This window comes from Paenibacillus sp. TY11, from assembly GCF_059772165.1.
In genome coordinates this window covers 1-15421 of record NZ_JCBAIQ010000002.1, presented here as the reverse complement: position 1 = coordinate 15421, position 15421 = coordinate 1, and the positions used below count along the sequence as shown (strand labels likewise).

The window sequence follows — 15421 nt, the reverse complement described above, 5'->3', positions numbered from 1 at the left end:
GAGTTGTAGGGATATGTCAGAACCAATAAAAGTGGCTGTCGTAGGAGCAGCAGGGCGTATGGGCCGTGAGGTTGTCAAATTGGTTCTTCAGGATGAGGAACTACAGCTTGTGGCCGCAGTGAACAGAACACACGCCGGCAGTGATGCCGGCCTTCTGGTCGGACTACCGGAAGCGGGCATCGCTATTGTGGAGGATGTGGAGCAGGCTTTGCTGGAGAGTCGAGCGGATGTCATGGTCGATTTTACGGGGCCGCGTTTTGCGTACGCACATACAGCGCTTGCTATCAAGCATGGAGTTCGTCCGGTTATCGGAACGACAGGGTTTACCCCTGAACAGATTGATGAACTGGACAAGCAGTGTCGTGAGCAACAAATTGGTGGTCTGATCGCACCTAACTTTTCGATTGGAGTCATTTTGATGATGCGTTTTGCGGCTCAGGCAGCGAAATACTTCCCACATCTGGAAATCATCGAATATCATGGTGACCAAAAATTGGACGCGCCATCGGGCACAGCCATTAAGACCGCAGAGCTGATCGCCGAGCAGCGTCAGGAGCTACGACAGGGCAACCCGGAAGAGGAAGAAACGTTAGAAGGATCACGCGGCGGTTACTATCAAGGGTTTCGTATCCACAGTGTCCGTCTTCCTGGTGTGTTCGCGCAGCAGGAGGTTATATTCGGAGGGTTTGGACAATCTCTGAAAATTCGTCAGGACTCTTACGAACGGGCTGGCTATATGCCTGGTGTCAAAATCGGCATTCAGAAGGTCATGGAGCAGCCAGGGCTTGTATATGGTTTTGAGCATTACATTGATTAAGAATAATGCGAATGAATTGACGAATGGAATTATAGAATGAGGCAGGAGGAATTTCGAATGTTAAAGATTGCATTTATAGCGCATGACCGCAAAAAGGATGAAATGGTTAATTTTATAACGGCATATGAGCATGTTTTTACAGATCACCAATTGTATTCAACAGGCACAACAGGTCTGCGCATTATGGATCAAACAAAGCTTCAAATTCACCGTTTCATGTCAGGGCCGCTTGGAGGAGATCAGCAAATCGGGGCTATGGTTGCGCAAAATGATATGGACTTGATTATATTCTTACGTGATCCGCTAATGGCACAGCCGCATGAGCCGGACATTAGCGCCTTGTTACGCCTGTGTGACGTGCAGGGGATTCCTTTAGCAACCAACGTTGCAACTGCTGAAATACTGGTCAAAGCGCTAGACCGTGGCGATTTTGCTTGGCGTGAGCTGGTACATAAATATAAACCGGGCATTGACCAGCAGGGTGATCTAAAATGACGCTGGACATCCTGATTTTCGGAGCCCATGCCGACGATGCAGAAATAGGAATGGGAGGCACGATTGCCAAGCATACAGCCGCTGGTTTAAAGGTAGGCGTGTGCGATTTGACGCGGGCTGAAATGTCATCCAATGGTGATGTGGATACTCGTATGGCAGAAGCTGAACACGCTTCGAAAGTGCTCGGGCTTGCCGTGCGGACGAATTTGGGTCTGCCTGATCGTGGATTATATGTGACTCCTGAGCATGTAGCTGCAGTTACAGCAGAAATTCGGCGCCATGCACCCAAAGTCGTATTTGCCCCTTATTGGGAGGATCGGCATCCAGACCATGTCATGTGCAGCAAGCTGGTGGAGGAAGCGGTGTTTAACGCCAAGTTGCGACGTTTTATGCCAAAAAGTCCTGCAGTACAAGTGGAGCAATTATATTTTTATTTTATTAATGATATTGGCAGAACGGACTTGATCGTGGATATCACCGAGCATTATGAAGCCAAGGAACGGTCGTTGTTGAGTTATGCTTCGCAATTTCAGGCCGCACCGGGGAAGGATACGGTATCCACACCATTAAATCAGGGATATGTGGAACGTGTAAAAGCTCGAGACTCGTTGTTGGGTCAGCGCAAACTGATTTCGTATGCGGAAGGCTTTGCGTCCAAAACGCCTTATCTGGTTAAGCTATTCACATAAGAATTCTATACTTGAGCATTTTGCAGAATGCAGAAATAAATTGGAATAAAAGTAAAAGTTATCACTGATGGACGGAAGGAGGCAGCTAGCTTGAATGACAAACTGAAAATTGGAATTACCTGTTATCCGTCGCTGGGTGGCTCCGGCGTAGTGGCTACTGAGCTGGGCAAGTTGCTGGCAGAAAAAGGGCATGAGGTCCATTTTATTGCCAATAGCATTCCGTTCAGATTAGGCGGGGCGTTTCAGAAGAATATTTTTTATCATGAGGTTGAAGTTAACGATTATTACGTGTTTAGATATCCGCCCTATGACTTGTCACTTGCGACAAAAATGGCCCAGGTGGCTCAAATGAAGAATTTGGATGTACTTCATGTTCATTATGCCGTACCGCATGCGGTATGCGCTTATTTGGCGAAGGAAATGGTGGGCGATCATTTAAAGGTGGTAACCACTTTGCATGGTACGGACATTACAGTGTTGGCACAGGATGAATCGTTGAAGGACCTGATTCGGCTGGCTATTAACAAAAGTGACGCTGTAACAGCGGTTTCCAAGGATTTGATTCGGGAGACGATAGATGCGTTGGAAATTACACGGCCTATTGATTTGACCTACAACTTTGTAGATAAACGGGTATATTATCCACGAGATGCCGCTGCGCTAAGGAGAGATTTTGCCCAACCGCATGAAAAAATTATGATGCATATTTCCAATTTCCGTCCTGTCAAAAGGGTGGGAGATGTACTGGATATATTTGAAAGAGTGCAGCGGAAAGTACCTGCGAAGCTGCTGCTGGTGGGGGAAGGACCGGATCTTCCAAAAATTCGTTGCAAAATCGAGAATTTAGGTCTGCAGGATAAGGTCTTCTTTTTGGGCAAACAGGATCAGATAGCAGAAGTGATTTCTATGGCGGATGTGCTGCTGCTTCCCTCGGAAAAAGAAAGTTTTGGTCTGGTTGCGCTGGAAGCAATGGCCTGTGGAGTGCCAACAATCGGTTCTCAGGCAGGGGGAATACCTGAACTCGTTGTGCATGGGAGTACGGGGTATCTTGCTGAAATCGGTAATACCGAGGCGATGGCTGAATATGCAGTAGAGCTGTTATCCGATGAAGCGATGGCGGAACGTTTCCGTGAAGCGTGTCTGACACGCGCCCGAACCGTTTTCTGTGATGAGCTGATTACTCGTCAATATGAAGAGATATATTACCGTGTGTTGGGACGCGAGGTGCCGGATCTTAAACCGATCAGCGTTTAAGGGGGCGGACTCGCGTCCGTTTTTTATATTGAATACTTGCAAAGGGGGAAACCCTGTGAATACAAATAATTGGCAATATGCTGATCAAAAGATGGCTCTTCATGGCAGAGAGGTCATACATACACTAACAGCAGCAGGCCACGAAGCTTATTGGGTCGGTGGCTGTGTGCGGGATGAGCTATTAGGACGAGCTATTCATGATATGGATTTGACCACTTCGGCTGAGCCTGAACAGGTCATAGCGCTATTCCCTCACGTCATTCCGACAGGGATTCAGCATGGGACGGTTACGGTCATGCAGGACGGTTATGCGTTTGAGGTGACCACTTTTCGTACGGAAAGTGGTTATGCTGATCACCGCCGTCCAACGGAAGTTGCCTTCGTGAAGGATATTCGTGAGGATCTGATGCGACGGGATTTCACCATGAACGCGATTGCGATGGCTGAACATGGGGAGCGGGTGGACCCATTTGGAGGAGAAGCCGATTTGCGAGCCGCTCTCGTTCGTTGTGTGGGCCGAGCCGAGGAACGCTTTGAGGAGGACGGGTTGCGGATGCTTCGTTGTATCCGTTTTGCCTCCGTGTTTCAGTTCCGTGTTGCTTACAACACCTGGAAAGGTATGATTCGGCGCAGAAAGGGACTTCGTTACATAGCCATGGAACGTGTGCGGGTCGAGCTGGAAAAGATGCTGGCGGGGCCAGACCCATTGCGTGGGTTGGAGATGCTAGGCCGTAGCGGATTGCTGGCCTGTACGAAGGTTCCAGTTCCCTGGGAACAGTGTGAAGCTCAGGCGCTCAAGGGGATCGTGCAACTGCCAGAAGAACTACGGTGGGGCCTGCTCCTAATGTCTTGTAGACTTAGCTCAGAGGCAGCGGACGAGCTATTAAGAGCTTGGACCTTCTCCAACGCTGTACGTCTACGGCTGGTTCATTTGCTGGAATGGGAGACCGAGTTAATCCACAGCGCTGCTGTCATAGCTGGCGACTCCGTTCCGGGGGAGTCTGACAGTATCAACGATGAGGCGCTGCGTCGTAGCTGGATTCGACTGTTAATTAAGCTAGGAAAGGATACAGCTTCAGACTGGCTTGAGCTTTACAAGACACTGCCTGCTTCGTTCCGCGGTTTACCGCCATGGGTAGAAAAGCGTGTGGCGAAAATAGCCGAACTGGCAAGCACGTGGACAAAGCAGGCTGTAGTCGTTCGTATCAAAGATTTAAATATTACAGGAAATGAACTGGTTCAGGCGATGAATCGACCAGGCGGACCTTGGCTGGGACAGATGATGGAACGGCTTTTACAAGCTGTCGCCTGCGGAGATATCCCTAATGAAACAGAAACATTGCTTCAGGAAGCGAAACGGGTGGTAAGTAATGAATAATCATGAAAGATTGTTAGGCATACTGGAGGAAGGTTCATCCGATTACGTGTCTGGGGAGGAAATCAGCCGACGCCTCTCAGTTAGCCGCACAGCGGTATGGAAGCAGATCAACAAACTGCGGGAGTTGGGCTACAGTATTGATGCCTCCTCTCGTCGGGGCTATCGGTTGATATCCCGACCGGATCGGCTGGAAGTCTCCAAATTGGCTTATATGTTAAATACTCAATCGTTTGGCCAGCGTATCGTTGTACTGGATTCGACGGTCTCCACTCAGCAAGATGCCATGCGTTTGGCAGAAGAGGGTGCGCCAGAGGGGGCAGTAGTGCTTGCGGAGGAACAAACGGCAGGTCGAGGGCGTTTGGGGCGGAAGTGGTATTCACCTCGTGGCAAAGGTGTCTGGATGAGCATTGTGTTGCGCCCCACCCAGCCCTTGGCCTTTACCCCCCAGCTAACGTTGCTTACAGGTGTGGCGGTGTGTAGGGCTATTCGTCGGCTGACGGGTGTGGAGGCTGGCATCAAATGGCCAAACGATCTGCTTATTCATGGTCGCAAAGTATCCGGTATTCTGCTGGAATCTGCAACAGAGGATCAACGGGTTCGCTACTGTATTGCAGGTATTGGCATTGATGTAAATTTGAATGTAGAAGATTACCCAGAAGAGTTATCTCAGGTGGGAACGTCCTTGAAAATAGAAGCAGGGCGTGAAATTGACCGTACTGCACTGATTGCCGCAGTGCTGGAAGAGATGGAACAGCTAAGTAAGCTGTATGCGGAGCAGGGGTTCCAGCCTATAGCCATGCTGTGGGAGGCGTTGTCCGTGACTATGAACCGCAGTGTACGGGCACATACTGGACAAGGGATAGCGGTGGAAGGTACAGCCGTTGGGTTGGACCCTTCTGGGGCATTAGTGGTAGAAACGGATCAGGGAGAGCAAATTCAGATCATTTCAGGGGATATACAATTGTAGAATCGACCCTAGCTATGAAATACGAACGCAATCGTTCTGTTCCCTGTGCAAAACTTCACGTGAAAAAGCTGGTGTTTTTTGTTATACTGTGCAGGAGGCGGCATCGGACGGTCCGAGCTGCACTCCAGGGGCACATGCTCTACTTTAGCAAGTTTGTAAGACCATCATAACTTCATTTGAAGGTTACGTTGGATTCTGCTCTGAGCCGAACAGGACCGAGACAGAAGGGACGATCTCAAAATGAGTGTCTTTTTTGGCTGTTCGGACCTTTTGATGACGCAGATGTACAGGCGTTCATAAAAAGGTTATTTTTTGTGCCAAAAAAAGATGGAAGGGAGCCATTCGCAATGGCAGGAAAACAAGCACTGAATGTTGTGAAAATGAAAAAAATGAAGCAGGAGGGTATTCCGCTCAGTATGCTGACAGCCTATGATTATCCATCGGCTAAAATAGCCGAGGAGGCGGGAATTGACATGATTCTCGTGGGTGACTCGCTGGGTAACGTAGTTCTCGGTTACGATTCAACCATCCCTGTAACCTTGGATGATATGGTGTATCATTCCCGGGCAGTCGCAAGAGGCGCGGAGCATACATTTATCGTAGCGGACATGCCTTTCATGACATATCACGGCAGCGTATCGGAAAGTCTTCAGGGCATCCGCCGTCTGATGCAGGAAGGACATGCGCATGCTGTTAAATTGGAGGGCGGAGCGGAAATTGCCGACGTCGTAAAAGCAACTGTTCAGGCAGGTGTACCTGTACTGGGACATATCGGGCTTACTCCGCAGTCGGTTAATCAGATTGGCGGATATCGCATTCAAGGCAAGGACGAAGTGGACGCACGCCGGTTGATGGCGGATGCCAAGGCGCTGGAGCAGGCGGGTGCCTTTGGCGTTGTATTGGAACTGGTGACTGAGGAAGTGGCAACTGCGATTTCTAAAGAACTTTCCATTCCGACCATTGGCATCGGTGCTGGACGTGGATGTGACGGTCAGGTGCTTGTTTATCACGATCTGATTCAATACGCATCGCCTTATTACAGCAAACGCTTTGTTAAAACCTATGCCGATGTAGGCGGCTTGATCCGCAGCAGCATTGAGCAGTATGTGAGCGATGTGAAGGGGCGGGCATTTCCGGCCGCAGAGCATGTGTTCAGCGCGGACGACCGCGTTGTGGAATCCCTGTACGGTAAAGCAAAAGGACAGGCACAGGAACAAGCTAAGGAAAAGGTGGAATCTCAGTCATGATCATCGTAAGAGAAGTGGCCCAGCTGCGAAAGGTTATTGCTGAACGTCGGCAGCTTGGGACAAACGGAGCAAAAACGGTACACGGTTCTGCCTCTTTACAGCAACATAAAGTCGGCTTTGTACCAACAATGGGATACCTGCATGAAGGACATGCGAGCTTGATGCACAAGGCGCGTGAAATGGCAGATACGGTGGTGCTTAGCATTTTCGTAAATCCGATTCAATTTGGACCCAACGAAGATCTGGACAGCTATCCCCGCGATGAAGCTCGTGATTTGGAGGTAGCGCGGCGCGAGGGCGTGGATATTGTATTTTTGCCAACTGTAGCAGAAATGTATCCGCAGCCAACCCAAACCAAAATTCGCGTATCCGCTTTGACGGACCGCTTATGCGGCGCTTCCCGTCCAGGACATTTTGATGGTGTAACTACGGTGGTAGCCAAGCTTTTTAACATGGTAGGTCCTGATTTGGCCTTCTTTGGAATGAAGGACGCGCAGCAGGTTGCTGTGCTCCAGCAGATGGTGACTGATCTCAATATGGATGTGACCATCGTACCTTGCCCCATCGTCAGAGAGGCCGATGGTTTGGCCCTCAGCTCCCGTAATGTGTATTTAAGCGCGGAACAGCGTGAGCAGGCGTTGGTGCTGTCCCAGTCACTGCGCAAGGTGCGTGAAGTGAGCGAAGATGTTGTACAGAACACATTTACGATCCGTCAGTTACATCAAATGGTGGAGTCCACCATTACTTCCTCGCCCTTGGCGGACATTGACTACATTGAAATATTAACTTTTCCCGGTCTGGAGCCCCTTCGTCCCGAGCAGCGGCTATGTGATGTTCAGGAAGACGTCATTGTAGCGCTGGCTGTGAAATTTGGGAATACTCGACTGATTGACAATATAAGATTACAGAAAGCGGAGGTGCTTTCCCATGTTTAGAACCATGATGAAATCCAAAATTCACCGGGCAACGGTTACGGAAGCCAACCTTAATTATGTGGGGAGTATTACCATAGATGAGGATCTTATGGAAACATCGGATCTGCTGGAGAATGAAAAAGTTCAAATTGTAAACAATAACAATGGAGCTCGACTGGAAACCTATGTTATCCCCGGACCGCGTGGTAGCGGCGTGATTTGTCTCAACGGTGCAGCAGCGCGTTTGGTGCAGCCTGGTGATACGGTCATTATTATTTCCTACGCTTCTATGTCGAATGAAGAGGCAAAAACATACAAACCGACTGTGGTATTTGTTGATGAACATAATAAACCAGCCCAAACGTTGAACAAGGAAGTACACGCGACGATCATGTAATGAATGGGAGTGCGGATGAAACCCGTCCTTTAAGCGAAAAATGTGAGTGTATTAATCCATCTTTCGTAAGGGCGGGATGCACATGTTCCAGCATGTATTCGCAGAAATGAACAGCATGTTAGATGATATCGTGAAGCATTACCCATCAGCCCAGGGCTCCCGCAGGCAGGAGCTGCTACAGCACTGGAGTCTGCTGCGGAGAATGAGTGACGGAATTATGGATGAGTGGCTGGCCTTTGAGGAAAAAATGGTTTGCCTGCGTGCGGCCGGCTTTTCCACAGAGTCCGGTATGTCTGACACAGAGCTTTCTGAAAAGGAACTGCCTGAAAAGGAGCTGCCGGCTTTTAGCCGGGGGCAAGGGTATTACCGATTACTTATGTACCCTGAGGCAATCCAACAATTTGAGCAGGTGCTACAGCATTTTCCAAACAGCTGGCAGAGTCGCATGTATATGGGAATGGCATATTTTCAATTGGATGATCCAGTGGAGGCTGTATGCCATTTTCAGAAGGTGCTGCACCTGACTGAGCGGCCAGGACTAAAGGCTGTTATCTATAATGCGCTAGGCTGTCTGATGGCAAAGCAGGCCGACGTAGAGGAGGCGCAAAAATGTTTTGCTCTCGCGCATCAGTTCGATCCTGCGTTGCCCGAGCCGTTGCACAATATGGAAGCCTGTTTGTCCGGTGCCGAAAAGCTTCGATACGACAGCTCTATGATGACCTGGATGTAGTTGTCAGACACCGAGTAAGACGATGCATGCCCACCTCCTTAGGCGGCGTGTGCATCGTCTTTTTTGGCTGTCTTAATTTCCAAACAGGCGATCTTCTGCTATGCTATTATACAGAGTTATTATTTTTGTATGTGTCACAAGAAAGGATTAAGTTGAATGAAATTTGCGGTATTGGATTTTGAAACGACAGGCACCCAGTCCGCGGATGACATCATTCAAGTCGGACTTGCAATTATAGATCATGATAACAGCATTTCCCGTGTTTACGGCTCTTATGTGAACCCTGGCAGATCTATTCCACCTTTTATCACCGGGTTGACCGGAATTACAGACGATGACGTCAAGGATGCTCCTGCACTCGAAGAAATGATGATGGAGCTCGTGCCTATGCTGGACGATGTCGTGCTGGTCGGTCATAATGTGGCGTTTGATTTTAATTTTTTGCAAAACGCTCTGGATCGGTGCGGCTACTTGCCGTTTAGCGGAAGAATTTTGGATACGATGGATTTTCTAAAAATTATGTTTCCATCACTATCATCTTATCAGCTGGGTTTTGTTTCTTCTGAGTTCGGGCTGGCGCATGACCGCCCTCATCAAGCAGACAGCGACGCGTTGGCTACGGCTGAGGTGTTTTTAAAGTGTCTGGGTGAGCTTCAAGCGTTGCCTCTGATAACTATACAGCGGCTCAGCGATTTGTTCGCAGAGGAAGGCAGTGACCTTGGATGGTTTCTTGACGGGGTGCGTGAAGAGAAAGAGCTTGATCCTATTCAGGATTTGGAGGGACATCAGTTTTTTCGTCAGCTTGCACTGAAAGTGGAAGATTGGACGGATCTGGCTGCTCCGCGTAGAGAAGATGACCCGAATCCACTATCAGGCGTTTCCTTTGAGGAGTACATGGATGATGTGCGGGACAATTTGCGTTCATCCTTGAGCCAATATGAGGAGCGCGAGGCGCAGATACAAATGATTGAGGGTGTAAATCAGGCACTGAGTGAAGACAAGCATCTGCTAATCGAGGCAGGTACAGGAACAGGCAAGTCCCTCGGTTATTTGCTCCCATCGCTGTATCACAGTGTGAAAAAAGGACAGCGAGTCATGGTAAGTACACATACAATCAACCTGCAGGAGCAATTACGCGAGCGCGATATTCCGATGCTGACCAAGGTGATTCCGTTCCCGTTTCGGGCTGCCATTTTTAAGGGTCGGGGACATTATTTGTGTCTGCGCAAGTTTGAACATAAAATAAACAGAAGAGACTTCGCGACACCAAAGGAAGATTTAGTTACAGCGGCTCAGATGATCGTCTGGCTGACGCTGACGGAAACCGGTGATGATGAGGAACTGAATCTGAGCAACCGTGGCGGGGATTTTTGGGAAACGGTGGCCAGTGATTCCGAGTCCTGTCTTGGTCGTTCTTGCCCATGGTTTCGCAAATGCTATTATCATCGTGCACGTCACGAAGCAGGAATAGCGGATGTGGTTATTACGAATCACTCCAAGTTGTTCACGGACGTCAAAGCAAGTCATCAGCTGTTGCCCAGCTATGAACATCTGGTGATTGATGAAGCCCATCATCTGGAGGAAGTAGCTGGTAAGCACTTGGGAATGCATATGAAATATTTCACACTCGTGCATACACTGACGCGACTGTTCAAAGACAGCAAGAACGGCCAACTGCCTTCACTTCGTCAACAGTTGGCAAAATCGGGCCATGAGAAGTCGACGGATTGGGCCTCAACCATTGACCAGCTGTATCCACTCGTGTTGGAGGTTAAGGAAACTTGGGACCTGCTAAGCGACAAGCTTTTTGGCATGTTACCGGAGCGAAGTGATGCGACACCGGGTGAAACAGGGCAGTTTTCTTCCCGGCTCAAACCGTCGGCCAAGCCTGGGAAGTGGGATCAGGCGGCGGCGTTGGAAAATCAGCTTTATGTAACGATGAGCGAAATTTTGCGCAAGGGCGATAAGCTGATGCTGGACGTCAAGGAAGAGCATGACGATTATGCGGCTGATAGCCTTATTACAGATATTACGGGTCTGCTCAAGGATTTGGCGGGGATCAGGGAAAATTTGCGCTTCTTTATGCGTCTCGATGATGAAACAACCGTATACTGGCTTGAAGCGAGTGGGCAATTCCGTAGTAAATCATTGCAATTTTATGCGGTGCCCGTCGATGTGAGCCGCCAGTTGAAAGAAATGTTTTTTGACAAAAAAAGAAGCATTATTTTGACGTCTGCTACTTTATCGGTAGATAAATCATTTCAGTACATGACTGATCAGCTCGGCTTGCAGGAGGCCGCAGATCAAGGGCGGCTGATGACTTCGCAGCTCCCGTCACCCTTTAATTACAGGGATCAGGTGTTGCTGGTCATTCCACGGGATTTCCCGAGTGTAAAGGGCAGTGTAGGAGATGCACATTTTGTAGATATGCTCGTTAACTCTCTAGGAGCGACTGCTCAGGCGACGCGGGGGAGAATGCTCGTTCTGTTTACTTCCTATCGGATGCTCCGGCAAGTGTATGAGCCGCTCAAAGAGGCGTTAGCATCCAGCGATATTACCGTGTTGGGACAAGGTGTGGACAGTGGGAGTCGCAGTAAGCTAACCCGCCGTTTTCAGGAAGCCAAGGCTTCTGTATTGCTGGGAACCAGCAGTTTCTGGGAAGGCGTCGATATTCCGGGGAAGGCTCTGACTTGTCTGGCCATCGTCCGCTTGCCGTTTCAACCGCCGAATCACCCGTTGCTGGAGGCAAAAAGCGAGTTGCTCCAGCAGCAGAAAAAGAATCCATTTATGAAGCTGTCTGTACCACAAGCGGTCATTCGCTTCAAACAGGGATTTGGGCGGTTGGTACGTACAGCGAGCGACCACGGGGTCGTCATCGTTTACGATACGCGCGTGATCGAATCCTATTACGGAAAGCACTTTTTGTACTCGTTACCGGGACCAAAAATGGAGCATATGCCATCGGAGCAAATGGTGCCCCGCATCGCTGAATGGCTCCAATCCGCCCCGGAGACAGAGGCATAACGGACGGACACCTAAGCATGTCCGTTACAATTAGGGGGAGCAAGTATGAAATCAGATAAAATTTCAGAAGCTGTCGTACGGAGGTTACCCGTATATTTACGTTATCTGAATGCACTGCACAAACGGGAGGTGGCTACGGTCTCTTCTCAAGAGTTGGGACAGAGGTTAGATTTGAATCCGGCCCAAATCCGGAAAGATCTCGCCTATTTTGGAGATTTTGGTCGGAAGGGTATCGGCTATGATGTTACTTATCTTATTGAGAAAATACGCCATATCCTGAAAATCGACCAGCAAATTAATGTGGTATTGGTCGGAGCGGGTAATCTGGGGCAAGCCCTTTCGAATTATAACGCTTATTTAAAAGACAATATGAAGATTGTAGCGGTATTTGATTCGTTTCCGGATAAAGTTGGAACCAAGATCAATACGTTGGTCGTTCAACCAATGGATGAATTGGAAGCAACTGTTAAGGAAAAAAACATTCGAATCGGGATTATTACCGTACCTGATTTTGAAGCACAGCACGTGGCTGACAGGCTTATTGAGAGTGGAATTGGAGCAATCCTGAACTTTGCACCCACTACTCTTAAGGCACCGGCCAATATTCGGATACATGCCACAGATTTTACAACGGATTTGCTAAGCCTCGCTTATTATTTAGAGGACGGAAAGGAAGAAACACAATATGACAGTGAATAAATGGATAATTAAAAACGGCTCTTTTGCCGTAAATAGACCGGAAGCTGGGGTAATCCATGGTTATATGATTGTGGAGGATAGCCGTATTACTTACATTGGTGAGACTTTGCCTGCGGGTGAGGAAGAGACGGAAGCGATTGACGGTAAGGGACTGCTGTTTTTACCTGGCCTGATTAATACACATGGTCATGCGGCGATGTCTCTGCTACGTGGGTATGGGGACGATCTAGCTCTTCAAATATGGCTTCAGGAAAAAATGTGGCCTATGGAAGCCAAGTTTACATCTACGGATGTGTACTGGGGTACATCCTTGTCTGTGCTGGAGATGCTGAAAGGTGGCACAACGACCTTCCTGGACATGTACGATCATATGGATGAGGTGGCTCGTGTAGCTGAAGAGTCAGGTATTCGTGCAAGTCTGATGCGTGGAGCAATTGGATTATGTTCGGAGGAAGAACAGCGGATCAAGCTGGCTGAGGCCGTGACTTTTGCGCGTAACTGGCATGGTAAGGCAGACGGCCGTATTACAACGATGATGTCTCCACATGCGCCATACACATGTCCGCCTGCGTTTATTGAAAAATTCGTACAAGCTGCGCATGATCTGGATTTACCGTTGCATACGCACATGTCTGAGACGATTGCCGAAGTTGAGCAAAACGTACGCGACTACGGTTTGCGTCCGGTTGCACACTTGGATCAGCTTGGCTTTTTCTCCCGTCCTTCGCTTGTTGCCCATGGCGTTCATTTGAACGACGAAGAAATAGCTTTACTGGCTGAACGTGGTGTAGCGGTTTCGCATAATCCAGGAAGCAACTTAAAGCTGGCAAGTGGTGTGGCAAGAGTGCCTGAATTGCTGCGTGCAGGTGTTACCGTTTCTCTCGGAACAGATGGTCCTGCCAGCAATAATAATCTGGATATGTTTGAGGAAATGCGTCTGGCGGCACTCATTCACAAAGGAGTATCCGGTGACCCTACGGCAGTTCCTGCGAATGAGGCGCTGCGTCTGGCAACGGAGTACGGCGCAAAGTCGATTGGTTTAAAAGAGGTAGGAGCGCTGGCAGCAGGCAACAAGGCTGATTTTATCGCGCTGGATCTGAATCAGGCACATTTCTTGCCGCGTACAGATCTTATTTCCCATGCCGTATACTCTGCAAGCGCCAAAGATGTGGCTCATGTGTGGGTAGACGGTCGTCAGGTTGTGAAAAACGGTGAGTGCCTGACTATGGACGAGGAACGCATCAAACATGAGGCACAAGCCGCCTTTGAAGGGCTGCTGTCGCGCTAATTCAGGTGTCACATCCCCTTAGAGAGGAAGCACAGGTTTGAAAAATAAGAAAAAATGGATAGCGGTCGCCATTTTGGCCGTGATACTGATCCTGGTCAGCATCTTCTGGTATTATTCCTATGTTACTCAAGACCAGGTGGCTGAGAAAAATGCCGCTATCATTAAGGCTAAGCAATCGGGTGGTCTGGTCAGCACGACTGAGACATGGAAGTCAGTGTGGGATCAGGTATATTGGGTGGTTCAAGGGAAAAACGCACAGAATGAAAATATAATGGTATGGGTTCCTTTTCAAAAAGTGGAGGGACAACCTAATGTACCTGCCGCAGATAATAGCGGTGTTCATACCGAGCTGCTGAAAAACGGAGTCGACGAGCAAAAAATGACGGCGATAATTCAGCAGCAGCTTCCGGGTGTAGAAATTGTAAGTCTCCAGCCGAGTGTGTTCAATGGCGAATATGTATGGCAGCTGTTTTACGATGATGGAAGTCATCATTACTATACCTTTTACCGTTTCTCAGATGGGGGAGCGACGGGTGTAAAGTATACTTTGCCCAATAACTGAGGTGATGGCAGGTCCAGATTCCAATTATATGACAGTCCAATTCCCACTGATCGACGGCGGTATGACGTTCCTTTAAATAAGGTAATAAGCCTCTTTATTACAAAGCGTAGGGCTTTATGCCGTATAGGAACTATAATCCGTATGATTGTTTACACATAAAAAGTAAATAGCAAAACAAAAAGCCGTAAACACGATAAAATTCGTATTTACGGCTTTTTTTACTACCGCTCGCGAAGCTTGGCTGAAAGCTAGCATTCAACCTTTGCGCACCTTGGGTTCGATCCATAGCTTTTCTGGCCTAGAGTCTTTTCAGTTTATCAAAAGGAACAAATTGCATTTATAATTTATTCGGCATACGTGTTAAATTAATAGTCCAGCCGATAAAGGCTGACTACAAACGGTCAAACAAAAATCAGAGATTTTTTATGAGTTTGAACAACCTGGAATTATTTAAATGTTGATTTGATCGGTTTAAAATGATATATTATTGCTCCGGTCCGAAAATCATTATTGAATAATAAGGCTCGGGTGACTCAGCTGGAATTATTTACAGGTTGATTCGATTAGATGAAAATGTTATATTATTATTCTGGCTTAAAAGAAGCCGAATGAAAAATTGATCTTTGAAAACTGAACAACGAGTGAGTAATGATTTTGCTTGCAAAATCAACTGCTGAAATTCTAGTACAAGCCGTCAGGCTGTATAAAATGGAAGCAAACAAGAGATATTTTTTATCTCGTCAGTTTCAAAATGAGCTTATCGCTCTTTCTATATTGTTTCATCTTTGGTTCTTCTTAATGGAGCGGATGAAGATGAAACAGGTTGACGTTACTTTGTAACGTCTTTAATGGAGAGTTTGATCCTGGCTCAGGACGAACGCTGGCGGCGTGCCTAATACATGCAAGTCGAGCGGGGTTATGTAGAAGCTTGCTTCTACATAACCTAGCGGCGGACGGGTG

The 15421-nt window shown here is 48.2% G+C and carries 14 protein-coding genes and 1 rRNA gene; all 15 read left to right on the top strand.

What is annotated here, in order from left to right:
- The first annotated feature begins 13 nt into the window (after positions 1–13).
- Positions 14–817: a 4-hydroxy-tetrahydrodipicolinate reductase gene (gene dapB / locus AC6EJC_RS02165; protein ID WP_025723092.1), complete on the top strand. Its 804-nt coding sequence runs from the start codon at positions 14–16 to the stop codon at positions 815–817.
- A 57-nt stretch (positions 818–874) separates the two neighbouring features.
- Entirely contained in the window at positions 875–1312 is a 438-nt protein-coding gene (gene mgsA, locus AC6EJC_RS02160; RefSeq protein WP_444952531.1) for a methylglyoxal synthase, read from the top strand.
- Positions 1309–2001 carry a bacillithiol biosynthesis deacetylase BshB1 gene (gene bshB1 / locus AC6EJC_RS02155; protein WP_444952530.1) on the top strand — a complete coding sequence of 231 codons (693 nt, stop codon included), beginning with the start codon at positions 1309–1311 and terminating at the stop codon, positions 1999–2001. Before mgsA ends, bshB1 begins: the two co-directional genes overlap by 4 nt.
- A gap of 90 nt (positions 2002–2091) precedes the next feature.
- Positions 2092–3255, top strand: coding sequence for an N-acetyl-alpha-D-glucosaminyl L-malate synthase BshA (bshA, locus tag AC6EJC_RS02150; protein WP_444952529.1), 1164 nt, complete (start codon positions 2092–2094; stop codon positions 3253–3255).
- Positions 3256–3310: 55 nt separating this feature from the next.
- On the top strand, positions 3311–4633 hold the full coding sequence (locus tag AC6EJC_RS02145; protein ID WP_444952528.1) for a CCA tRNA nucleotidyltransferase: 1323 nt from the start codon (positions 3311–3313) through the stop codon (positions 4631–4633).
- The gene (locus AC6EJC_RS02140) at positions 4626–5600 is read left to right on the top strand and encodes a biotin--[acetyl-CoA-carboxylase] ligase (RefSeq protein WP_444952527.1); all 975 of its coding nucleotides are present in this window, start codon (positions 4626–4628) and stop codon (positions 5598–5600) included. Before AC6EJC_RS02145 ends, AC6EJC_RS02140 begins: the two co-directional genes overlap by 8 nt.
- Positions 5601–5947: 347 nt before the next feature.
- The gene (gene panB, locus AC6EJC_RS02135; RefSeq protein ID WP_444952526.1) at positions 5948–6847 is read left to right on the top strand and encodes a 3-methyl-2-oxobutanoate hydroxymethyltransferase; all 900 of its coding nucleotides are present in this window, start codon (positions 5948–5950) and stop codon (positions 6845–6847) included.
- Complete coding sequence (panC, locus tag AC6EJC_RS02130) at positions 6844–7782, top strand: pantoate--beta-alanine ligase (protein ID WP_444952525.1); 939 nt, start codon at positions 6844–6846, stop codon at positions 7780–7782. The genes panB and panC overlap by 4 nt, the downstream gene beginning before the upstream one ends.
- The gene (panD, locus tag AC6EJC_RS02125) at positions 7775–8158 is read left to right on the top strand and encodes an aspartate 1-decarboxylase (protein WP_444952524.1); all 384 of its coding nucleotides are present in this window, start codon (positions 7775–7777) and stop codon (positions 8156–8158) included. Before panC ends, panD begins: the two co-directional genes overlap by 8 nt.
- Before the next feature lie 82 nt (positions 8159–8240).
- Positions 8241–8888 carry a tetratricopeptide repeat protein gene (locus tag AC6EJC_RS02120; protein WP_444952523.1) on the top strand — a complete coding sequence of 216 codons (648 nt, stop codon included), beginning with the start codon at positions 8241–8243 and terminating at the stop codon, positions 8886–8888.
- Positions 8889–9044: 156 nt separating this feature from the next.
- Complete coding sequence (gene dinG, locus AC6EJC_RS02115) at positions 9045–11912, top strand: ATP-dependent DNA helicase DinG (protein ID WP_444952522.1); 2868 nt, start codon at positions 9045–9047, stop codon at positions 11910–11912.
- Between the two features lie 45 nt (positions 11913–11957).
- Complete coding sequence (locus AC6EJC_RS02110) at positions 11958–12611, top strand: redox-sensing transcriptional repressor Rex (protein ID WP_444952521.1); 654 nt, start codon at positions 11958–11960, stop codon at positions 12609–12611.
- The gene (locus AC6EJC_RS02105) at positions 12598–13899 is read left to right on the top strand and encodes an amidohydrolase (protein WP_444952520.1); all 1302 of its coding nucleotides are present in this window, start codon (positions 12598–12600) and stop codon (positions 13897–13899) included. The genes AC6EJC_RS02110 and AC6EJC_RS02105 overlap by 14 nt, the downstream gene beginning before the upstream one ends.
- A 37-nt stretch (positions 13900–13936) precedes the next feature.
- The gene (locus AC6EJC_RS02100) at positions 13937–14461 is read left to right on the top strand and encodes a cell wall elongation regulator TseB-like domain-containing protein (protein WP_444952519.1); all 525 of its coding nucleotides are present in this window, start codon (positions 13937–13939) and stop codon (positions 14459–14461) included.
- Between the two features lie 845 nt (positions 14462–15306).
- A 16S ribosomal RNA gene (locus AC6EJC_RS02095) occupies positions 15307–15421 on the top strand; the annotation flags it as partial.